We start from the raw sequence: 22,887 nt of genomic DNA on the forward strand, positions 1-22,887 counted from the left end.
ATTCATATAATTTGTTGTAAGTTTTACTGGTGGAAATTAAATCATTTGCACTAAAGGTTCAATTTTCGCCATAAATGATTGATGAAGTGCTTCAACACCCGTTACTAAATGAAGACGGTCAATAACGACAGATACTTTAATTTCTGATGTACTTACCATTTTAATATGAATATCTTCTTCTTTTAAAGTAGTGAACATATTCGCAGCAACTCCTGGGTTAGATACCATACCAGATCCTACAATTGATACTTTTGCTAAATGATTTTCATGTTCTACAGATTCGTAGTGAAGTGCTTCTTGATTTTGTTCCAATACTTCTAATGTTTCTCTTAAATCATTAGAATGGATTGAGAAGGAGAGGTGAACAGTTCCTTCATTTGTAATACTTTGAATAATAATATCTACATTAATATGTGCTGCTGCTAATGTAGAGAAAACTGTTGAAAGTGCACCTTGTTCTAATCCTTTAATTGTGACGCGTGTAATATTATCCTCAAATGCAATACCTTTAACGATTGATTGTTGTTCCATGTTACATTCTCCCCTTACAATTGTTCCGTTTTCTTGTTCCATACTTGAGCGAACTTCTAAAATTACATTATGATTTTTAGCAAATTCAACAGCGCGTGGGTGTAATACGCCAGCACCGAGGTTGGCAAGCTCTAACATTTCGTCATAAGAAATTTCATCTAATTTATAAGCATCTTGTACAACTCGTGGATCAGTCGTATATACGCCGGTCACATCCGTATAAATATCACATTTTTTTGCTTTTAGTGCAGCAGCTAATGCGACAGCAGTCGTATCAGAGCCACCGCGACCAAGTGTGGTAATTTCATTTTCTTCACTTATTCCTTGGAAACCAGCTACTATAACAATCGTGCCTTCAGTAAGGTGAGACTGAATACGAGTGGTGTTAATGTCAGTAATCCGTGCACTACTATGTACAGATTCTGTCGTAATACCAGCTTGCCATCCTGTTAATGAAATTGCGTTATAACCTTTTGTTTGTAGTGCCATTGTTAATAATGAAATAGTTACTTGTTCTCCTGTAGATAGGAGCATATCCATTTCACGTTTACTTGGATTTTCAGTAATAGCGTTAGCAAGTGCTACAAGTTTATCCGTACTTTTTCCCATTGCTGAAACGACAGAGACAATACTATGTCCTCGTTCATATTCTTCAATAATTAAATTTGCTACATGTTGAATGCGCTCGACGCTTCCGACAGAGGTACCGCCAAATTTTTGTACAATCGTTTCCATTACGAATTCCTTCTTTCGTCCATTTTTAAGAATAGGTTAGGACATATACAAATCCCAATATTCCTATAGTTACCAGAGAGAAAAACAAAAAACACCATCTCAAATAAGTGAGGATGGTGCTGTTACAGGAAAAGGGAAACAGAAAACGGAGCTAATAAAAAAACCGCCAAAAAAGGAATATCATAAAAATGATATCTCTTTTTTGTAGATAGCTCTTCATACGTACACGTCTGTACATATGACAGTTCTGTTTCTATTCGAAAACAGCCCCAATTGATAAATGCAGAGAAATTTATCAATTTCGGCAACACTTCCTTTCCTCTAAATTCATAGACATCTCTGTGTCTCCTTTAGAATACTTATAAGCGTTGCAACCTCTATCTCACGTTTTAGGCGAGAGTGTATGATTTATGAAGTTGTTGGTAACATTTGTTTTATAATAATTTAAATTTTTCAGGGAATCAAGTGTTTTTTGTATTTTTTTGAAATTCTATCTTTTTATTAAATTAGTTTGTGAAAAATGTAGCAAAATAAATTCATTGCATGTACATTGAAAATATAGCGCATGGGAGGTGGAAGGATGGGGAAGAAAAAGCCTATTTATGTAGCAACAGAAATGAACACAACAATGGAGAAACTATGGGCATATACACAAGAGCCTGATATACATACAGAATGGGATGCTCGTTTTACTGAAATTTCGTATTTAGAAAAAAAAGAGGGAGAACCACAGAAGTTTTTATATAAAACAAAGATCGGATTTGGTCTTGAAATAGCCGGAGAAGGGGAATCGATAGGTGAAATAAGAAAAGAAACTGGGGAGCGCATTTCCTCTTTGAAATTTTGGACAGACAATCAATTATCACTTATACAAATTGGGCGTGGTTATTGGAAGTATACCTCGAATGGAGAACATATTCATTTTGAAACGCAATATGATTATGATACAAGGTTTGGTCGTATAGGAAATGTGATGGATTTATATATTTTTCGTCCACTATTAGGTTGGGCAACTGCATGGAGTTTTGATGCTTTAAAATTATGGTTAGAAAAGGGACTTCATCCTAAGTTGCTAATTAGAAGAACGATGACGTATTGGCTAGTTTGCTTTTTATTTGCTTTCGTATGGTTATATCAAGGGATTGTACCGAAAGTGATGTTTACTCATCCAGAAGAAGTGAAGATGCTTTCTGTACTAATCGGATCGAATGAAAATAGTATTTTTATGCTTAAAATAGTTGGATTTCTAGAAATAATATTGGGTGTGATATGGCTATTGCCACTTCCAAAACGAAAATTATTTATAGGGCATATTATTATGTTAATCGCCTTAACAATTGCGGCAGGAATTACGAATATCACAAGTTTTACGCAACCGTTTAATCCGATTACATTAAATTTTCTTCTAATAGGGTTATCGATTGTCGGTTATATAAATAGCACTAATTTGCCAAGCGCAAAAAATTGCAAGAGGACGAGAAAGGGATAAGTATATGGTTAATATTTATGAAAGATTATTAGGGGATTCTTATAAAAGGCTTCATCCAAAATTGCAGGAACGATATGCGATAACAAAGGAAAATAGCTTTATTGGGGAAGGGGAAATGGATGAAATTTATGGAGGATCTTTTTTCGTTAAATTAATATTAAAAATTACATCGAAGTTCCGTATGTTTTTCTCTGAGCGAGGGCAAAAAGTTCCGTTTGTGATACATAATACCGCTGAGCGGGATGGACAGGGGAAAGAATTTGTACGGTGGAATCGTACTTTTTATTTTCATAATAAGAAAAGATATTTTAACGCTGTTATGAAGTTGGATGAAGAGAATAATGAAATTGTAGATTATTTTGGCGAGCCACATATACTCGTTTCTACATTGAATTTCTATATTGATGAAAAAGGCGGGATACATATTTCCTCAAAGAAACAATGGTTTTATATGTTTGGTAGAAAACTCCCGTTACCAAAATTTTTATATGGAGAGGCAAAAATTGTTGAAAGTTATGATGATGCACTGCAATGTTTTCGAATTCATGTACAAGTACGGAATCCGTTAATTGGTTCGTTATTTTCATATAAGGGAACATTTGTGGAAAGGAAATAAACGAGATGAAGAATATACTATTTGGGTTTGCTTGTTATATTATATTTCTAATATGCGAGTGGTCGAATGTAAATCCTGTTGAAGCAATCATATTGTTATCTATTTTGTTATTTATACCGATGTCATTTTGCATTATTGATAAGAAAAAAAGAAATGGATCGTATGTATTATTTTATAAATTTGTATCGTTTTTATATCCAATCGCAGCAATCAGTGCGATGCTAGCTTTCGTAACAAATCACTATTTCTTTGCGCTACTTTGGTTTGCATATACAGGAATCGTTGCGTTATTTGGTGTAAGTAGATTGTTAGAAAGAGGATGGAAACCGATAGAAGAGACGGCTATCGATAGTGCGTTTATTTATTTGTTTTTAGGTGGTTTTTGGTTTTTTGCTTCAGTAGCAAAGGTTTCAATTATGCACTTTAGTTCTGACATTGTTTTACTTACAGCGGCACACTTTCATTACTCGGCATTTCTATTGCCGTTATCAGCTGGTTTACTTGGAAGGAAAAGAGAGCGGGGAAGTAAGTTATATGACTCTATTATGTTTATCATCGTCATTTCTCCAATGACAGTTGCAATAGGAATTACGTATTCGAGGGTGTTTGAATTTTTTGCAGTGTTCATATATTTATGTGCCATTTATGGATATGGGATTTACGTATGGAGAACGAAATTCAATGCTATAAGTGCAAAGATTCTCCTTACTCTTTCATCCAGTATACTTATGGTAACAATAATGTTTTCACTCATATATTCATACGGGAATTTCAAACAAGTAATGACGATTACAATTGCACAAATGGTCTGGATTCACGGTGTTGTAAATGGAATTGGAGTAGCGTTACCAGCTTTTCTTGGTTGGATGATTGAAAAGAGTACTCCGAATTATAAATATTACGGGAAAACAATGAGCAGGTTAAGAGGAAATGCGACAGTTGGTGAAGCATTTTTACATAATAGAAATTTAATAGATAGCAAGGAATACAAAGGTTTAGTTGATAAAATGAATGATTTTCATAGTGAGGCATTTGACGTGACGAAGATTCCTTTAAGTATTACTCGTTTCTATGAAAATACAAAAGAGTATGAGTTACAATCGCATATAAAATGGAATCGTTGGTTCCGCCCGCTTGCATTTTGCTATGAGAAAATGAGTAAGCGTGTAGGACAAATACATTTAGGAATGGGCGGTAAGTGGGAAACGATGCATGGCTCTATCATTGGGGTAATAGATGAGAAGGATGGAAGAGAGAATGTAAGGGCTTGGCTAAGAAAAAATGAAGCAGGAGAATCTATTTTTGTAGCTCTTTACTCAAAACATACCCATGAGGATGAGAAATACATGAATATCGGATTACCTTTACCATATTCGAATATGACGGGGATTTTGAAATTATGTAATAAGAATAAAGATTTAATCATTACTAGTAAGTTGAGAAGAAATGGTAAGGGAGATGAGGGGATTTATTTATATACTCGTTTCTTTACAATACGTTTACCATTAGCAGAGACATTTATCATTAAAGAGAGCGCGAACCAAATGTTAACAGCTCACCATAGAATGTGGATATTCGGAGTCAAGTTTTTAGAAATTGATTATGAGATTAAGAAAATAGAGGAGAAGTAAGAGAAGCTTGGAGAGATTCCAAGCTTTTTATGTATGGGTAATTGTCATAGCAACTTGTTTATCTAAGTCACGATCCCAAACACGTTGAATTTCGAAAGTGCTTTTTTCAAAAAATAATGGGAATCTTTCTTTAAACCACCCTTGCATGGGAAGCTGTAACGCAGAGTCAATTGGAACCCATACTAATTCTCCTTCTGGAGGGTGAGGGAGAAGGTTACCTTCAAATGAATTTGTCCAATAATTGAAAACCATATAGCGAACCTGTTCTTTTGGATTTACATATTCATCTAATCCCTTAAAAGTTAAATTTGAAACAAGTAATCCAGTTTCTTCTTTTACTTCTCGTTTAGCAGCTTGAACGATACTTTCTGGGAAATCTACTTTTCCGCCCGGAGCGATGTAACCAGGGAAGCCTAGATGATCGGGGCGTTGTATTAGTAATACTTCATTATTATGCTGAATCATACACATTGTATAAATACGGTGTTCTATATCTTTCCAATTCTTGCTCATACGAATATCTCCTTTTATAAAATCTTATAGTTTTTTACTATAGTTATTTATGACAAAAAATACAATAATAATACAAAATTATACAAAATGCAATTGACTATTACTAATTTTCAGAACTATAATTATTCTGTTACATAAAACATTGTACTTGAGAGGGGAATATATTCTATGAAAAATAGAATAATCGCAGCAGGAGTAATTGCAGCTAGTATATTATCTTATTCATCTAGTAGTTTTGCACAAACAAAAACGTTTCCAGATGTCCCAGCTAAACATTGGGCAGAAGATTCTATTTACTATTTAGTAGAGAAAGGTGCAGTTAAAGGTAATGATAAAGGAATGTTCGAGCCTGAAAAAGAAATCACTCGTGCAGAAGCAGCTACAATGATGGCTAAAATCTTAAACTTACCAATCGATTCAGGTGCTAAACCATCTTACGCTGATGCTCAAAAACACTGGGCTACTCCAATCATCGCAGCTGTAGAAAAAGCTGGCGTTGTTAAAGGTAAAGATAACGGCACATTCGATCCAGACGGAAAAATCGACCGCGTTTCAATGGCATCTCTACTTGTAGAAGCTTACAAATTAGATTCTAAAGTAAACGGTACTCCAGTAACTAAATTCAGTGATTTAGAAAAAAGCTGGGGGAAAGCAAAAGCTAACATCCTAGTTGAATTAGGGATTTCTGTTGGTACTGGTAACAAATGGGAGCCTGAAAAAACTCTAACTAAAGCAGAAGCAGCTCAATTTATTACAAAGGCTGACTCAATTCAAGTTGGAAATCCATTAGTGGAAAAGGTAGTTATTATTGATCCTGGTCATGGAGGATTTGATCCAGGGAATCCAGGGCAAGGTGTAGAGGAAAGTGAAATTGTATTTGATATATCTTTAAGATTACAGCAATTGTTAGAAAAAAATACACCTTTAAAAGCTTTGTTAACACGTGAAGAGAACGGGAATCCAGGAAGTAACAAGAATGAGTCTCTTGTGAATCGAGTGAAATTTGGTCAAGAGAACAATGCAGATATATTTGTAAGCATTCATGCAAACTCTTCTCAAAATCATGATGGTTATGGAACGGAAACATATTATTATAAAAAATCCAAGCGTGGAGAAGAGACACAGATTGAAAAGGATAGCGAAGTATTAGCGAAAAAAATTCAAAAGCGAGTAGTAGAGGCACTACATACAAGAGATAGAGATATAAAAGATGATCATTCATTTTATGTAGTAAATAAAAATACAGTACCAGCAGTTTTAACAGAGCTTGCCTTTATTGATAATAATATAGATAATGGCAAATTAGCTACTGAATCAGGAAGACAAATTGCTGCAAGAGGCAGTTTATGCTGGGATTTTAGATTATTATGAGTGGAAAGGTTTCGATGTTTCAAAATATCGTTTAGCTAAATAAAAAATATTAATTGTTAAGTCCATCATCTATATAGAGATGATGGACTTTTTATATGAGTTTATATAATTTTGTATCAAAATAAAAAGATATATCGTATTATGCTGATTATAAATAAAATAATGGTAGATTAGTTTATTTGTATCACGTATACTTTTAGTGTTGACTAATTAAGAGTTTGTTAGTTTGATAGGGAAAATTTTATTATAAAGGGAGGCAAGTTAACACGGGACAAGCATATACATAACGTGTTAAAAAATATGAAAAAAATTATTTCTAATGTGTTAGCAGTGACAGTCGCACTTCAAGTAGTGATGGCTCCGGCAACTTCATTTGCAGCTGAAAAAGATTTTCCAGACGTTCCAAAAGGTCATTGGTCGTATAAAGCAATTACTAATTTAACGTCAAAAGAAATTATTGCAGGATATGATAATGGTAAGTTTGGATTCGGGGATGTTGTAACTCGTGAGCAAGTAGCCGCATTAATGTATCGCGCGTTAAAGGCAGAAGTGAAAAGCGAATATAAAAATCCATACTCTGATATTAACGAAGGGACAACAATGTTCCAAAAAGAAATTTTAGCTTTAACAGATATGGGGATTTTCGTAGGTGATGGTAAAGGAACATTTAGACCGAAAGAATCTTTAACTCGTGCTGAAATGGCTGTAATTTTACAGAAAGCCTTTAAACTAAAAGTAAAAGCTAATCATACATTTAATGATGTTCCGAAAGATCATTGGGCAAATGAAGCGATTAGTGCATTAGAGTCTAACGGTGTTGCTGCAGGTAATGGAGCAGGTGCATTTAATCCAACAGGTGTTTTAACACGTGAAGAATATGCACAATTTTTATATAACGCCATGGCATCATATATCGATTTAGATGTAACATTACCTTCTAATGTAACAGCTCAAGAGATTGATAATTATATTAAAAGATATCATCCCGATAGTCCGCTTGTTGGAGTTGGACAAGACTTTATTAAAGCGCAAAACGAGTATGGCGTGAACTCTTTATATTTAGCAGCACATGCAATCTTAGAATCTGGATACGGGAAATCAGAAATTGCATATCGTAAACATAATTTATTTGGACTACGAGCGTATGATTGGGATCCATTCGCACATGCAAAATATTTACCATCTTATGGATTAAGTATTTCATACAATGCTGATTATGTGAGAAAGAATTACTTAGAACAAGGTGCTAAGTATTTCAAAGGTTACACATTACCTGCGATGAATGTAATGTATTCAACTGATAAAGAATGGGCTGGCAAAATCGCTAATATTATGGAACGTATTAAGCCTTTCAATAACAAAGATTATCAAAATATAAACCGATTGCCGAAAAACCCTAATACATTAAATGTAGAGGCATTAGGCGAAACAATTCCATATAAAGATTATGCAAAAGATGCGAAAGCTACTGTTCAAACTGTAGGATCTTACTATCAAGTTCCATTCCCGTTTAACAATCCAATTAAGAGTGTACCAAACGTTACACAAAATGAAGTTGGAAAATTAGAAAATGGTACAAAAGTAAATGTATATCGCGAAGATCCAAATGGCTGGGTAGAATTCTCACTTGAAAATGCTCCAGAAAAATATTGGACATTGAAGAAGAACTTAAAATTATAAAGTGGAAAGGTGTTTTCATATATGAAAACACCTTTTTTATTTATATTCAACATGTAATATTTGTAGATTCATTATGATATTCTTTTTTATATTTTTACCAATAATCTAACAGTTTCATATATAATTAAAGCCATTAAAGATTGAATTTTCTGTATTTATTCTTGGGTATTAACTTAATTTGAAAAGAGGAGAGAGATGTGCAAGGAGAAATACCAACAGAGAAAAATTCAGGTTATGTCGGTAAATTGTTATTGCCAGTTAAAATGTCACCACACTTTAAGTTTTTATGGATTGGACAATTACTTTCGACTTTAGGTAGTTCGATAACGATGGTTATTCTGCCAGTCGTTGTGTATTCATTAACTGGTTCAACAGTTGTAATGGGAATGACTATGGGAATGTACATGCTTCCTAATATTCTAGCGTTACCGTTTGCTGGATTAGTCGTGGATCGTATTGACCGGGTGAAATTGATGTTATTTACAGATATAATCCGCTGCATATTAATGCTCTTATTTGCAACACTTATATTTATGGACGTTCTAACAATTCCACTTCTATATGTACTCGTAGCGTTATATGGACTTATGGAAGGGATATTTCAGCCGGCATATTCAGCTGTAAGAGCGAAAGTATTTGTACCGGAAATTCGAAATGCAGCTAACGCATTAACGCAAATGAGTAATCAGGGTATACGATTAATTGGACCGGCTCTTGGAGGGTTGATAGTATCAGTTACATCTGCAGGGATAGGCTTCGGACTAGATGCAGCAACGTATTTATTATCATTTTTATGTTTATTATTTTTAAAAGAAATTAAGTTTAAAAAAATAAAATCCATTGAAAAGAGTAAGATCGATTACAAACAAGAGTTTATGGAAGGTATTTTAGTTTTAAAAAGTCATCCGTGGTTGTGGATTACCATTCTAGTCTTTTCTTTCGTTAATATTTGTTATGCAGGCGTTATCGTTGTATTAATTCCATGGTTGTTTAATGTTCATCATCATTTTGAAGCTTACGTATATGGCTTAGGTATGGCTTCTTCTGGTGCTGGAGCTGTAATCGCAGCACTAATTTTTGGTGGGAGGCAGCGGTGGCATAAGAGAGGATTACTTGCGTATGGTGGTGTTTTAATAAGTGGAATGGCGTTATTAATTATGCCTTTCGTTTCTTGGGCACCTGCCTTAATTGGATTAATGGCAATTGAAGGATTCGGTATTATGATATTTGGGCTCATTTGGGAAACAAGTTTACAAGAGCTTGTACCAGAAGAAGCATTTGGGAGAGTGGCAAGTCTTGATATGTTAGGTTCATTTGCTTTATTGCCATTAGGGTATGTGGTTGTAGGCTGGTTAGCTACTGTAATAGGTGGAAAGATAACAATCATAATGCTAGCTATTTTAGTAATCATAACAATTGGAATGGCATTGTCTGTACCAAGTATTCGGCGGTTCGATTGATTATGTAGGCTAAAAGGGGGGATATGGTATATGAATATAGAAAACCTACATGATTTACTAGTACATGAGTTGGGATGTAAATACGTTTTGGGAGAAAAGGTATTTGAAGCAAAGAATTTTACGGTGTATATTGCTACTCCTATAGAAAATAAAATGACATATAATCGATTCATCTTAATTAAGCATTTGTCTAATGAAGAGCCTTCCGTACATGTTTGGGACAAAAAAATCTGTGTAGACGCTACAAAAATACACATTGCAAAAGAAGTGACAGAAGCAATTCAATCTGGTTTTGTAAATGAAAAGTAAGCCCTAATCAAATTAGGACTTACTCTTCATTAAACACAAATGTTTGTTTCATTTTTTTACTCTCATGTACTGGATGGCCGTTGTAAGAGAAATTCTTTTCTTCCCAAGTAATGACGACTTTAAAATTATGGCTATTAAAGTCTAACGGGAATACCATGTAGTTAAAGCTTGTATGACTTTTTGAAACGTTGTTATTTAATGTAGTAGGACTAAAAGTTGCTTTAGATGTAGGTGTGTTATCAAGTATTTCTACGGATACATTTGATACATCATTACCAATATTTTTTAAGAGTAAACTATACGTATCATATACACCTTGTTTTGGCTGCACTGCTTGCTTGTTTGAGTTATGAGATTTGTCAATTTCGATATACCACTGTTTAGACTTTGATGCAATTGGTAGTGATTGAAATGTGTATGCACTAGCTTGTATTGGTAGTGCTAAGCAGATTAGTGCAAAGAGAGAAAATATTTTTCGTTTCATCTTTAGAGAGCTCCCATTCTTTAATGGATTTATTTGTTATTATCTTCTCTTTTTAAGATAATATACCATGTAGTTTAGGGGAGGGTATATTGAAAGAATTAGTAAGTATGGGAAGCAGCATGTTTCTACAACTGTTATTTTTGTATATATTTATTTCTGTTGTTTTATTGGAACTCAATCCATGGTATGCGGTAGTGGTTTATGTGGCTATTGCTATAATCAGTCTTCTGCTAGGAATATACTCGATTGCTTTCTCTATGAAGAGTAGCTTGAATACTATTTTTCTAACACTACCAGGTGGAATTATAATAACATTATTTTCAATATTAATTATTGGATTTACAGTGATTGCTTACTTTTTACGAGAAGGAGATATTCCGCCTGTAATTCGTTTGTAGTATAAGTGAATCGATAGAGCTTCTATCTTTTCGTTATTAATCTTCCCAAGTATGTCACACGCACATTAAAAAAACAAGGAAACTATGTAAAGATTTTTCGGCATAGTTTCCTTATTTTGTTTTTTTTGATTAATAATAAATGCTTGCTAAAGGATACGAAAAAGCATATCAGGGGGATTAATTTATTAATATAAAGTAGCGTCCAACTTATAAAAGATAGATATAGGTGGAGGGGTACGAGTATTAGTTAAAAGAGATATTAATATGAAAATATTACCAATAAATATGTTAAAATAACATTGTCATATAACAAGGGGGATTCGTTTGATGGAAAAAGAGCATATTGCTAAAGTAGATTTAACGAAAAGAATTGAATCAAAATCTAAGTACAATAAGAAACTTGAAAAATATCAAATGCGCTTATTGGCACTACAGCAGATTTTAAAAGAAGAAAACATAGCTGTTATGCTCGTTATGGAAGGTTGGGATGCGGCAGGTAAAGGCGGAGCAATTAAGCGAGTGACTGAACATCTTGATCCACGCGGATTCCAAGTAAATCCAATTGGAGCGCCTGCTCCTCATGAAAAACGGTATCATTATTTGCAACGTTTTTGGCGGAAACTGCCTCAGTACGGGCAAATTACTATATTCGACCGTTCATGGTATGGGCGTGTATTAGTTGAACGTGTTGAAGGATTTGCTACAAACGAAGAGTGGACGAGAGCGTATGGTGAAATTAATGATTTCGAAAAACTATTAACAGATGATCATTACATAATAGGAAAGTTTTTCTATCATATTAGTAAAGATGAGCAGTTAAAGAGATTTACAGAAAGAGAGAACAACCCTCTTAAAAGGTGGAAAATTACAGATGAAGACTGGCGAAATCGTGAAAAATGGGATGAGTATGTCGAAGCAATAGAAGACATGTTTGAAAATACAAATAAGCCGAATGCAAAATGGCATATTATCGCGAGTAATGATAAATTATACGCCCGTTTGAAAACATTGAAAGTAATTATTTCATTAATTGAGGATTATTTCTTAGAGCATAATATAGAATTACCTTCTTATTATAATGAAATAAAAGAAGGAAAGAAAAAGAAAATTGAATCTGTGCAAGAAGTAAAGGTTAAAAAGTAAAGTTTGTATAGGGACTACTTGGTAATTTGTGTTAATTGAATTACCAGGTAGTTTTTATTTAGAAACATTTTACAATTTTTGAAAAAGGTATATAATCAACAATCATATTAACATTGTTAATATGATTGTTGATTATATACTATACGGGGGTCTTAATTTGAAGGGAAGAGATGTTGTTTTAGGCTTATTAATGCAAAAAGAATTATCTGGTTATGATATTAAAATCGTTTTTGAAGACGTATTTACTCATTTTTTTGATGGAAGCTTTGGAATGATTTACCCAACATTACGTCAGTTGGAAAAAGAGGGGAAAATAAAAAAAGAGGTTATCATGCAAGAAGGGAAACCAAATAAGAAAATGTACTTTATTACAGATGAAGGGCGTGAAGAGTTTTATCAATACATGCAAACGGATGTAGAGAAAGATGTTTTACGTTCAGATTTTTTAATGAGGCTGTATTTTGGTAATTATAGTGATGATAGGGCGATAAAAAAATGGATTGAAGACGAAATTCAACGGAAAGAAGCATACATTGCGGATCTTCGATTGAAATATGAAAAATGGAGGGAAGGTATTACTTTCGTTGAGGAAATTTCACTTGATGTAGGTATTGCAACATATAGTGCGCAAGTAGAAACGCTGAAGAGAAAGTTAGAGCAGTTAGAAGCGAAAGACAATAATAAAACAGAAGAATGAAAATGTGTTCAAAATAAATAAAGGGGTAGATGAACATGGAGCAAGCAAGGGGACTGAAAATCGTCTTTCTAATGTGCTTAGGTATTTTTCTTTGTATGATTGATACGACAATTATGAATATAGCTTTACCGGCAATACAATCAAGTGTAAATACTTCGTTAGAAAAGATGTCTTGGGTATTAAATGTATATACAATGACTATTGCAGTACTCGCAATTCCGCTAGGACGGATAGCTGATATTTTTGGAAAAGCAAAGATGTATATTCTTGGTTTGGTGATTTTTGGTGGTGGGTCAGTACTTTGTGCTTTTGCTAATACAGGTGACTTCCTTATTTTTTCTCGTTTTATACAAAGTGTTGGAGCAGCAATTTTATTTCCGACAAGTATGGTAATTGGTGTATCAGCTATGCCGTTAGCAAAGAGGCATGTTGCACTTGCTATTTTAGGAGTAACGCAAGGATTGTCAGCTGCACTTGGTCCGGTAATAGGCGGAATTATTACGCAAAATGTAGGATGGAGATGGGTGTTCTTCGTCAATGTTCCGATTTGTATTCTTGGAATCATTTTATGCTGTATTATGTTACAAGTAAAAAATGAAGAACGTATTATTTCAAAAATTGATTGGATTGGACTCATATTAAGTAGTTTAGCGATTTTTTCTTTTACCCTCGTATTAGTGAAAGGTAATACGTGGGGATGGCAAAGTAATATCGCTTTGTCCTGTTATGCAATTAGCACTATTTCTCTTATTCTATTTGTTTTAGTGGAACGAAAGATTCATAATCCGATGGTGAATTTAAAATTATTTAAAGATCGAATGTTTGTAGGAGCGTCTATCGTTGTTATATTAAGTAATTTGTTTTTAATTGGAGTAACTGTGTTGCTTCCAACATTCTTGACAAAAATACAATACCGAACGGAAATTGAAGCTGCTTTTTTAGTGACACCTATTTCAGCGATGATATTTTTTGTCTCACCGGTTGCAGCAACTTTAATTAAAAAATTTGGAAAAGTAACTATTATTTTGTCAGGGTTTCTTATTATGGGGCTATCCTACTATTGGCTGCAAATGATTGACGTCAATTCAACAAATACAGAAATTATTATCCCATGTATGATATTAGGCGTTGGATATGGTTTAGTAGTAGGTCCAATTACAGTTTTAAGTGCATCTTCGTTTGAAGGGGAATTATTAACTGCTTCTCAAAGTGTTGTCTCGATGTTACGTCAAGTAGGTATTGTATTAGCGGTAGCGATATTTGTATCTAACTTAACACACAACTTATCTGTAAATAAAGAGAATGTATATCGTTATGCAGAAGAAAAAGTGCGTAATATTCATGTGGATAGTGCTCAGCAAACTGAGATATTACAAGTAACAAAAGAAAAAATAGAGAAGAAAAGTATAGAAACAAATGTAGAAAAGAAACAAAATGAAACATTTGTGGGGTTAAGTAAAGAGAAAAAAGATGAATTAATTCACCAAAAGGTGGATGAGGTATTAAGTGGAGTACCAGTAGAATATAGAAATATAAAAAGAGAAGAAGTTACGAATCGAGTAACAAAAGAAGTTGAAAAACAAGAAGAGAATATAAAGAAAGAAATACTCGTATTTTCAAATGACGTGAATCATTATACTCAGAATCAGATGGCTATGAGTTTTACAGATTTATATAAAGCGAGTGTACCAATTATTTTAGTTTGTGCTTTAGTAAGTTTGTTGTTTTGGGAAGAGAAAGCTTTAAGTAAGAGGAGAAGGGAAAGAGTAGTAGAGGAAGTGTAAAGAAAACCAGGCTAATATATTAGCCTGGTTTTCTTTACACTAGTATGGAAGGAAGATCTGAGTTAAGTTCATTCAACTTATGACTATGATAAATTAACGAATACAATTATCATTAGATATGAAAATATAGTACATTAATAAGAGTAATGTATTTTATTAAGTAGGTGAGAAAATGTTAAATAAAGCGGATGCTTCAATAAGTAACCACATGTATACAGAAGAAGAGCAACAAAAATTATATAAACGAACGTTAATAATCGTAAGTATTTCACAAATGTTTGGTGGGGCGGGGTTAGCTGCTGGAATTACAGTGGGGGCACTACTTGCACAGCAAATGCTTGGAACAGATGCGTATGCAGGGTTACCGGCTGCTATGTTTACAATGGGATCTGCGGTAGCGGCTTTCTTTGTTGGGAAGTTATCGCAAAAATATGGTCGCCGAATAGGACTTGCAACAGGGTTTATAGTAGGGGGGCTAGGGGCTATTGGAGTTGTATTGGCTGCGTTAACAAATAGTATTATTCTTTTACTAGTTTCTTTACTCATATACGGTGCAGGTACAGCGACGAATCTACAAGCTCGTTATGCTGGTACCGATTTAGCAGATAAGAAGCAGCGAGCAACTGCTATTAGTATTACGATGGTTATGACGACTTTTGGTGCGGTAGCTGGTCCGAATTTAGTAGGTGTAATGGGGAATTTTGCCCATTCAATTGGAATTCCTAACCTTGCAGGTCCGTTCATATTATCAGCAGCGGCATTTATACTTGCGGGTCTTGTTCTTTTTATTATGCTTCGTCCAGACCCGTTAATTATTGCTAACATAATAGAAACATATAAGCGAGAACATACATATAAAGGGCAACCAGTAACAGAAGAAGCGAAAGAAAACAAACGAGGTATTACGGTTGGAGCAATCGTTATGATACTTACTCAAATAGTGATGGTTGCGATTATGACGATGACGCCAGTTCATATGGGGCATCATGGTCATGGTTTAAGTGCAATAGGGCTTGTAATTGGTTTTCATGTAGGTGCAATGTATCTTCCGTCTCTCGTTACAGGAATGTTAATTGATAAAATCGGCCGAACTACGATGAGTATAGCTGGTGGAGTAATTTTACTAGCGGCGGGTGTCATAGCTGCGATAGCGCCGAGTGATTCTTTACTATTATTAATTGTTGCTCTGTCTTTACTTGGGTTAGGGTGGAACCTCGGTTTAATAAGTGGTACAGCTCAAATTGTTGATGCAACTATACCTTCTACACGTGCAAAAACACAAGGAAAAATAGATGTATTTGTTGCGTTAGCTGGAGCTTCTGGTGGAGCGATGTCAGGTATGGTAGTAGCTAATTCAAGTTATGCGGCATTATCATTAGCGGGAGGGGCTATAGCCTTACTGCTTATTCCAGTTGTGATGTGGTCTCGGTTAGGTAAAAAAAATTCATGAAATTAAAAAGAGGTTCTAGTTATTTCCTAGAACCTCTTTTTAATTCGTTTAACTTAAATCCCACTCCACAATAAGCCCTAAATGCGTAAGTCCACCGCCAAATCCGTATAGCAAAAGTGTGTCTCCGTTATTTAATCTTCCTTCTTTTCTAGCTAAATCTAAAGCGAGTGGAATAGAGACGGAAGATGTATTCCCCATATCTTCCACACTCGTTAATGTTTTTTGAATAGATATTTTTGATTTTTCGCAAATAGATTCAATCATTCTTAAGTTAGCACTATGTGGTATGAACCAGTCTATATCATCTATTTGCAAATTTGCAGTATGTAATAGTTCTTTTATGCCGTATGGTACTGTTCGTACAGCCCATTTATATACTTTTCTTCCATTTTGAACGATTTTTTCACTTGTTTGTAGTGGTGTGCCATTCATAGTAGTAGATAAGTTTGTTCTGTATAGATGAATGCCACCGTCACCGTTTGTTCCCATGTGAGCAGCGATAAAGCTTGGTTTGTTTTCATCTCTTTCTAATAAAATAGCTCCAGCGCCATCACCGAACAAAATACAGGTCGTTCTATCGGTGTAATCAGTAACTTTAGATAATGTCTCTGTCGCTATGACGAGTACTTTTTGATGTGATCCAGAAGTGATTAAGCTATTACCGACATGCAGTCCGTATGTGAAACCAGCGCAAGTTGCATTTAAATCAAAAGCTAGTGTATGAGGTATGTTGAAGTATTGTTGTATTTGGCAAGCGACACTAGGAAAAACATAATCAGCAGTAGTTGTAGCGACGATGATACAGTCAATATCTTCTAAGTTTTTCTTATATGTTGTACATAAATTTTCGATGGCTTTAATGGCTAAGTGTGAGGAGTATTCGTCTTCGTTAGCAATTCTTCTTTCTTTCATGCCTGTTCTTTGTACAATCCATTCATCATTCGTATGGACCATCTTTTCTAAATCGTTATTAGACAATACTTGATCTGGAACATAAGTACCAATTGTGGTAATACGAGATTTAGAATTCATAGGGACATCTCCTAATTTTTATTTTATAACCTGATACTAATATCAGGTTATAAAAGTGTCAATAAAGACTTTTATTGTATGGAAACGATAATGTTTAATTTACTCTGGAGGAATTTGGCGAGTAGCGTAAAAATAATATACGAGAAGCTTTTGAAATTGATAATGAAGGGAGTGGGGCTCCTTGAAAAGAATTTTGCGCATGTTGCCTGTTGTCATTATTTGTAGCTTTATTCTTATTGTTTTTCCAGATAAATCTTATGCTTGTGACTGTATTAAAAAATCTCCAGAGGATGCATTTCAAAAAAATGATGTGGTGTTTGAGGGGAAAGTAATTGAGGTTGGAAGGAAAGAAGGGATTGGAACTGAAGTTTTATTTGAAGTGAAGAATATTTGGAAAGGGACAAGTTCTTCGCAAATTATTGTATATACAAATGGTGGTGATTGTGTGTTTCACTTTGTAGAGGGAGGAGAGTACTTAGTATATTCTTCTCAAAGAGGATCAGAAAAACAATTACACACACATAGTTGTAGTAGAACGAAGAGATTAGATGAGGCAGGGGCGGACAAAGTGGCTTTAAGTCAATTTACAAAAGAGTCTGTTCCAACGAAGAAAGTGAATTTAAAAGGGGATATGGTGAGCGGCTTAAGTTTGTGGCAAGTTGTGGTTATTGTTATAGGTGTATTATTCATTGTAGCTGTGGTTATTTTTATTGTGAAAAGAATTCGCAAAAAATGACGATTAAAGTAAAAATATAAAGATTTTCTTTCTGTTTCTATAGGTGGTTTAATCTTGTGAAAGCGAATTACTTATGCTACACTTTATGTAACTTAAAATGAACGGAGGGGCTTCCTTTGATCTTAATCAGATTACGTCTCAATACTTTGTGCCGATAATTGAATAGCGCTCAAAGGCTCTGTCTGTGTACAGAGTGAACGGGATTGGTCTGCCTATTTTAAAGGAACCCTTTATTAAGCTTATATGTGAAAAAGAGGGAGGGACGAATACGCCCTCTTTTTGTTTTGCCTTTATAAATAGAATGGGATAGTATAGGTGAACACTTGTTGGATACGTATACTATCTTGGGACTTTTTGACCATGTATAGGACGAAAGCACTGCTTTCTTCTATTTCTTTGGTGAACCCTTATCCGTTTACGAAAATACAGGCAGTGACCTGTGTTTTTTATTTTGCGTAATCGAAATGGAGGAATAAATATATGGAAGAATTATTACAAAGAGCAATATTAGTTGGAGTAAATTTAGGTAAGGAAGCTGATTTTGCATATTCGATGGAAGAGTTAGCAAATCTTACGGAAGCTTGTGATGTGGAAGTAATCGGTCAAGTGACGCAAAATTTACAACGAGTAAATCCGTCGCATTATATTGGAAAAGGGAAGATTGAAGAAGTAGCAGCGTATGTGAAAGAAGCAGATGCAAATATGGTCATCTTTAATGACGAATTATCTCCTTCACAAATTCGAAATTTAGAAGAGGATTTAGATTGTAAAGTAATTGATCGTACCATTTTAATTTTAGATATCTTTGCGCAACGTGCGAAAACGAAAGAAGCGCAGTTGCAAGTAGAAGTGGCCCATCTTCAGTACATGATGCCTCGTTTAATCGGTCTTCGTGAATCTTTAGGAAGACAAAGCGGGGGAGTTGGCACGAAAAATAAAGGTGTCGGTGAGAAGAAGTTGGAATTAGATCGTCGTAAAATTGAAGAACAAATTGCGGCCCTAAATAAAGAATTAGAAGCACTTGTTGCACAGCGCCAAACGCAGCGTAAACAACGTAAGAAAAATGAAATTCCAGTTGTGTCGTTAGTAGGATATACGAATGCAGGTAAATCAACGATAATGAATACAATGCTTGAAATTTTTAATGGTACTGTAGAGAAACAAGTATTTGAAAAAGATATGTTATTTGCGACGTTAGAGACATCTGTACGAAATATTGATTTGCCGGATAATAAATCATTTTTATTAACGGATACTGTTGGATTTGTAAGTAAGTTACCGCATCACCTTGTGAAAGCATTCCGTTCAACGCTAGAGGAAGTGGCGGAAGCAGATTTACTTATTCACGTTGTAGATTACTCAAATCCCAATTATGAGCAATTAATTGATATTACAAATGAAACGTTAAAGAAAATTGGCGTGGAAAATATCCCGACGATTTATGCATACAACAAATCAGATTTGGTAGATGTTGAAATTCCGAAAGTGCAAGAAGATCGCGTTTATCTATCTGCGAAGAAACATGTTGGAATTGAAGAGCTTGTAGAAGTAGTTCGTTCACACATTTATAAAGAGTATACGAAGTGTGAAATGTTAATTCCGTATGATCAAGGACAGGTAGTTTCGTATTTCAACAATCATGCACACGTTTTATCTACGAGTTATGAAAACGAAGGTACGAAAATGGCACTAGAATGTAAGACGAGTGATTATGAGAAATATAAGCGTTTTTCTATTTAATAAAAAAAGGCGATCCTAATATGTTTTAGGATCGTCTTTTTCTTCATAGTTGCAAGCCTTCCTTTCGTCCTGCCTTAGTATAAAAGAAAATACAAAGAGTTCATATAAATAAATCCGACAAAGCACATAGAAAAAATATATTTTTTTAGAAGTTGAATTTCTGGAAAAAGAAATGAAACCAGTATAGAATAGAAATGTTTCAAAACTCAGAATTTATTCTGATTAAAGTCTAAATTTATTACACTAACTGTAATAAATATATATTTTGTACAGGAAGGAGAAATACACATATGCAGGCAGTTTCACAAAAAAATACAGTAGAAACACCGACAATATATCGAATATTATTTGCGATTAGTTTCGGACATTTTTTGAATGATTCGATGCAAGCAGTTGTGCCAGCGTTGTTTCCTATTTTGGAAAAAACGATGAATTTATCCTATATGCAAGTAGGGTGGATTGCGTTTGCGTTAAATATGACGTCATCGATTATGCAGCCGGTTTTTGGGATGTATTCAGATAAGAAGCCGTCACCATTTTTATTACCGCTCGGTATGTTTTCGAGTATGCTTGGGATGATTGGACTCGCATTTGCACCGAACTTTATAGTTGTTATTATTTCTGTTTTATTTATTGGATTAGGTTCCGCGGTCTTTCATCCGGAGGGCGCTCGTGTTGCTTACATGGCAGCCGGTGCAAAACGAGGTTTAGCACAAGCGATTTATCAAGTGGGGGGAAATACAGGGAATTCTCTAGCACCTATTTTTACAGCATTAATTTTCGTTCCGCTCGGTCAAATTGGTTCTTTAGGTTTTACAGCCTTTGCAGCAGTAGGAATTGTATTACTAATTTTCGTATCAAATTGGTATAAAAATGAATTAGCCACTGGTGCTGTAAGAAGGAAAAAGAGGGCTGCACTTGAGGCTGAAAATGCGATTGTAAGTACGCACATTAAATTTGTTATTATACTTCTTGTTTTTCTAACATTCGTACGTTCTTGGTACGGTGCTGGTATCGGGAATTTCTATCAATTTTATTTAATAGAGCATTACGGTTTATCTATAAAAAATGCACAGTATTTCGTCTTCGCTTTTATGATTGCTGGTGTATTAGGTACTTTCTTTGGTGGTCCGTTAGCAGATAAATTCGGTAAGAAAAAGATAATTGTATTTTCAATGCTCGGTTCAGCACCGCTTGCACTTTTACTACCTCACGTTTCGCTCGTGTGGGTTGTACCATTATTTTTATGTATTGGTTTTATTAGTTCTAGTAGTTTTAGTGTAATTGTTGTATATGCACAAGAGCTTGTTCCTGGAAAAGTAGGGATGGTATCAGGGTTAATTGTTGGCCTTGCTTTTGGCCTTGGAGCATTAGGTGCTGTAGTCCTTGGGAAATTAGCTGATATGTATAGTCTTCAGTTTATTATGCTATTATGTAGTTGTTTACCATTAATTGGACTGACTTCATTGTTACTGCCAAATGATAAGAAAACAATAGAATAGGAGATGCGCTATGAAATTATGTGAAAACGTTACAGAATTAATAGGAGATACACCTGTCGTTCGATTATCTAAATTTATTCCAGAATGCGCAGCGGATGTGTATGTAAAACTGGAAATGTTTAATCCGTCACGCAGTGTGAAAGATCGTGCTGCTTATAATTTAATTCATATTGCCGAGGAACACGGCCTCATTAAGCCGGGGGATACAATTATTGAACCGACGAGTGGCAATACAGGAATTGGTTTAGCGATGAATGCAGCAGCTAAAGGATATAAAGCTATTTTAATTATGCCAGACAATATGTCCAAAGAGCGTATTAATTTATTGAAAGCATACGGAGCAGAAGTAGTTTTAACACCAGCGGAACAAAGAATGCCAGGAGCAATTGCGAAGGCGATAGAGTTACAAAAAGAAATTCCAAATAGTTTTATTCCGCAGCAATTTGAAAATCCAGCAAATCCAAATATTCACCGTTATACGACTGCGCTCGAAATTTATGAACAAATGGATGGAGAGCTTGATGCATTTGTAGCAACTGCGGGAACTGGTGGAACAATTACAGGGACCGGTGAAACGTTAAAAGAAAAACTACCAAACTTATATATTGCAGTAGTAGAACCGAAAGGATCACCAGTGTTATCTGGTGGTGTTCCAGGCCCTCATAAACTAGTCGGAACAAGTCCTGGTTTTATTCCAAAAAACTTAAATACAGAAGTGTATAACGAAATTATTCAAATTGCAGATGAAGAGGCATTAACTACAATGAGGAACTTAGCAAGACAAGAAGGATTACTAGTAGGGCCATCTTCAGGAGCTTCTGTTTACGCCGCAATTATGATAGCGAAGCGTTTAGGTGCTGGTAAAAAGGTTTTATGTATTGCACCTGATACAGGGGAGCGCTATTTAAGTATGGGGCTATTTGAATAAAAGTGATAGAAGCACCTTAATAGTAAGGATGAAAATCCGCTATTAAGGTGTTTCTTTTTGAAAAATAGATAATGGGTGAGTGGGGAGAATGACAATGAAGCTATTGAAACCAACATACGAATATAGCGAACAAATTATGGAGTATAGGCAGGCGTTTTTACATTCAGGAGAAGAACCGCACGGTAGTTGTTCTTTACAAAATTTCGATTCTATTGGTGAATGGTTTGAAAAAGTAAGTACACAAAAAGAAGGGGGAAATTTACCATCTAATCGAGTGCCATCTAGTCAGTTTTTTAGTGTTGAGAATGGAAAAATAATAGGTTTTGTGAATATTAGACATCGATTAAATCCAGAATTATTGCTGGAAAGCGGTCATATCGGTTATAGTATCCATCTGAATAAACGTCGCCTAGGTTACGCGACAAAACAATTGAAACTTGCATTAAGTGAAGCGCAAAAGTTAGGGTTGAAGAAAGTGCTAATAACTTGTGATAAAGCTAATATTGGTTCGGCTAAAACGATTCAAAAGGTTGGCGGTGTGCTAGAAAATGAAGTAGTTTCTTCTAATTCTGGCGAAATTGTTCAGCGTTATTGGGTAGAAATATGATTTAGTGGAAATTTGAAAAGGTAATATAATGTTTAATATCGAAATAGATAA

Annotated in this window: 20 protein-coding genes, 1 pseudogene and 1 riboswitch; of the genes and pseudogenes, 17 read left to right on the plus strand and 4 right to left on the minus strand. The window is 34.7% G+C overall.

The window, feature by feature from the left end; translation table 11 throughout:
* Window positions 1-36: 36 nt before the first annotated feature.
* The gene (locus JFU23_RS24595) at window positions 37-1,266 is read right to left on the minus strand and encodes an aspartate kinase (RefSeq protein ID WP_002126737.1); all 1,230 of its coding nucleotides are present in this window, start codon (window positions 1,264-1,266) and stop codon (window positions 37-39) included.
* 201 nt (window positions 1,267-1,467) lie between these two features.
* A riboswitch (Lysine riboswitch) is annotated at window positions 1,468-1,654 on the minus strand.
* A gap of 192 nt (window positions 1,655-1,846) precedes the next feature.
* Here JFU23_RS24595 and JFU23_RS24600 point away from each other — a divergent pair.
* From JFU23_RS24600 to JFU23_RS24610, 3 genes are read left to right on the plus strand one after another with little or no spacing between them, the layout of a single operon-like run.
* Window positions 1,847-2,755 (plus strand): DoxX-like family protein, encoded by a 909-nt coding sequence (locus JFU23_RS24600; protein WP_201032924.1) that lies wholly within the window; start codon window positions 1,847-1,849, stop codon window positions 2,753-2,755.
* Between the two features lie 4 nt (window positions 2,756-2,759).
* Window positions 2,760-3,371, plus strand: a complete 612-nt coding sequence (locus tag JFU23_RS24605; protein ID WP_113769384.1) for a DUF4166 domain-containing protein — start codon at window positions 2,760-2,762, stop codon at window positions 3,369-3,371.
* Window positions 3,372-3,376: 5 nt separating this feature from the next.
* Window positions 3,377-5,002, plus strand: coding sequence for a YndJ family protein (locus JFU23_RS24610; RefSeq protein WP_201032926.1), 1,626 nt, complete (start codon window positions 3,377-3,379; stop codon window positions 5,000-5,002).
* A gap of 27 nt (window positions 5,003-5,029) precedes the next feature.
* Here JFU23_RS24610 and JFU23_RS24615 read toward each other — a convergent pair whose 3' ends face one another.
* Window positions 5,030-5,515, minus strand: a complete 486-nt coding sequence (locus tag JFU23_RS24615) for an 8-oxo-dGTP diphosphatase (RefSeq protein WP_201032928.1) — start codon at window positions 5,513-5,515, stop codon at window positions 5,030-5,032.
* Window positions 5,516-5,683: 168 nt separating this feature from the next.
* Between JFU23_RS24615 and JFU23_RS31090 the strand changes: the two are divergent.
* The 4 genes and pseudogenes from JFU23_RS31090 (at window position 5,684) to JFU23_RS24635 (ending at window position 10,335) form a co-directional block, all read left to right on the plus strand.
* Window positions 5,684-6,929 (plus strand): annotated as a pseudogene (locus tag JFU23_RS31090) (N-acetylmuramoyl-L-alanine amidase).
* A gap of 257 nt (window positions 6,930-7,186) precedes the next feature.
* Complete coding sequence (locus JFU23_RS24625) at window positions 7,187-8,566, plus strand: S-layer homology domain-containing protein (protein WP_201032930.1); 1,380 nt, start codon at window positions 7,187-7,189, stop codon at window positions 8,564-8,566.
* A gap of 197 nt (window positions 8,567-8,763) precedes the next feature.
* On the plus strand, window positions 8,764-10,026 hold the full coding sequence (locus tag JFU23_RS24630; RefSeq protein ID WP_201032932.1) for an MFS transporter: 1,263 nt from the start codon (window positions 8,764-8,766) through the stop codon (window positions 10,024-10,026).
* 30 nt (window positions 10,027-10,056) lie between these two features.
* Window positions 10,057-10,335 (plus strand): hypothetical protein, encoded by a 279-nt coding sequence (locus tag JFU23_RS24635; protein WP_098776980.1) that lies wholly within the window; start codon window positions 10,057-10,059, stop codon window positions 10,333-10,335.
* Window positions 10,336-10,354: 19 nt separating this feature from the next.
* Here JFU23_RS24635 and JFU23_RS24640 read toward each other — a convergent pair whose 3' ends face one another.
* Entirely contained in the window at window positions 10,355-10,819 is a 465-nt protein-coding gene (locus JFU23_RS24640) for a hypothetical protein (protein ID WP_201032934.1), read from the minus strand.
* A gap of 89 nt (window positions 10,820-10,908) precedes the next feature.
* Between JFU23_RS24640 and JFU23_RS24645 the strand changes: the two genes are divergently transcribed.
* The 5 genes from JFU23_RS24645 to JFU23_RS24665 all read left to right on the plus strand — a co-directional run bounded on the left by JFU23_RS24645 (window position 10,909) and on the right by JFU23_RS24665 (window position 16,291).
* On the plus strand, window positions 10,909-11,217 hold the full coding sequence (locus tag JFU23_RS24645) for an alpha/beta hydrolase (protein ID WP_085310357.1): 309 nt from the start codon (window positions 10,909-10,911) through the stop codon (window positions 11,215-11,217).
* 327 nt (window positions 11,218-11,544) lie between these two features.
* Complete coding sequence (locus JFU23_RS24650; protein ID WP_201032935.1) at window positions 11,545-12,360, plus strand: polyphosphate kinase 2 family protein; 816 nt, start codon at window positions 11,545-11,547, stop codon at window positions 12,358-12,360.
* Window positions 12,361-12,517: 157 nt separating this feature from the next.
* Window positions 12,518-13,057 carry a PadR family transcriptional regulator gene (locus JFU23_RS24655; RefSeq protein ID WP_085310361.1) on the plus strand — a complete coding sequence of 180 codons (540 nt, stop codon included), beginning with the start codon at window positions 12,518-12,520 and terminating at the stop codon, window positions 13,055-13,057.
* 35 nt (window positions 13,058-13,092) lie between these two features.
* Window positions 13,093-14,841, plus strand: a complete 1,749-nt coding sequence (locus JFU23_RS24660; protein ID WP_201032937.1) for an MFS transporter — start codon at window positions 13,093-13,095, stop codon at window positions 14,839-14,841.
* Window positions 14,842-15,013: 172 nt separating this feature from the next.
* On the plus strand, window positions 15,014-16,291 hold the full coding sequence (locus tag JFU23_RS24665) for an MFS transporter (RefSeq protein WP_201032939.1): 1,278 nt from the start codon (window positions 15,014-15,016) through the stop codon (window positions 16,289-16,291).
* A gap of 48 nt (window positions 16,292-16,339) precedes the next feature.
* On the opposite strand, the gene JFU23_RS24670 is transcribed toward JFU23_RS24665, so the two are convergent.
* Complete coding sequence (locus JFU23_RS24670; RefSeq protein ID WP_201032940.1) at window positions 16,340-17,323, minus strand: ketoacyl-ACP synthase III; 984 nt, start codon at window positions 17,321-17,323, stop codon at window positions 16,340-16,342.
* Between the two features lie 181 nt (window positions 17,324-17,504).
* On the opposite strand from JFU23_RS24670, the gene JFU23_RS24675 reads away from it, so the two are divergent.
* The 5 genes from JFU23_RS24675 (at window position 17,505) to JFU23_RS24695 (ending at window position 22,836) form a co-directional block, all read left to right on the plus strand.
* Window positions 17,505-18,059 carry a cobalamin biosynthesis protein CbiN gene (locus JFU23_RS24675; protein ID WP_137057473.1) on the plus strand — a complete coding sequence of 185 codons (555 nt, stop codon included), beginning with the start codon at window positions 17,505-17,507 and terminating at the stop codon, window positions 18,057-18,059.
* Between the two features lie 480 nt (window positions 18,060-18,539).
* Window positions 18,540-19,799, plus strand: a complete 1,260-nt coding sequence (gene hflX / locus JFU23_RS24680; protein ID WP_002012171.1) for a GTPase HflX — start codon at window positions 18,540-18,542, stop codon at window positions 19,797-19,799.
* Between the two features lie 290 nt (window positions 19,800-20,089).
* On the plus strand, window positions 20,090-21,301 hold the full coding sequence (locus JFU23_RS24685) for an MFS transporter (protein WP_002086309.1): 1,212 nt from the start codon (window positions 20,090-20,092) through the stop codon (window positions 21,299-21,301).
* A gap of 10 nt (window positions 21,302-21,311) precedes the next feature.
* Window positions 21,312-22,229 carry a cysteine synthase A gene (gene cysK / locus JFU23_RS24690; RefSeq protein WP_201032942.1) on the plus strand — a complete coding sequence of 306 codons (918 nt, stop codon included), beginning with the start codon at window positions 21,312-21,314 and terminating at the stop codon, window positions 22,227-22,229.
* A gap of 94 nt (window positions 22,230-22,323) precedes the next feature.
* Window positions 22,324-22,836, plus strand: a complete 513-nt coding sequence (locus JFU23_RS24695) for a GNAT family N-acetyltransferase (RefSeq protein ID WP_307838463.1) — start codon at window positions 22,324-22,326, stop codon at window positions 22,834-22,836.
* Window positions 22,837-22,887: the final 51 nt, after the last annotated feature.

It is taken from the genome of Bacillus sp. TH50, assembly GCF_016650565.1.
Lineage (GTDB): Bacteria > Bacillota > Bacilli > Bacillales > Bacillaceae_G > Bacillus_A > Bacillus_A mycoides.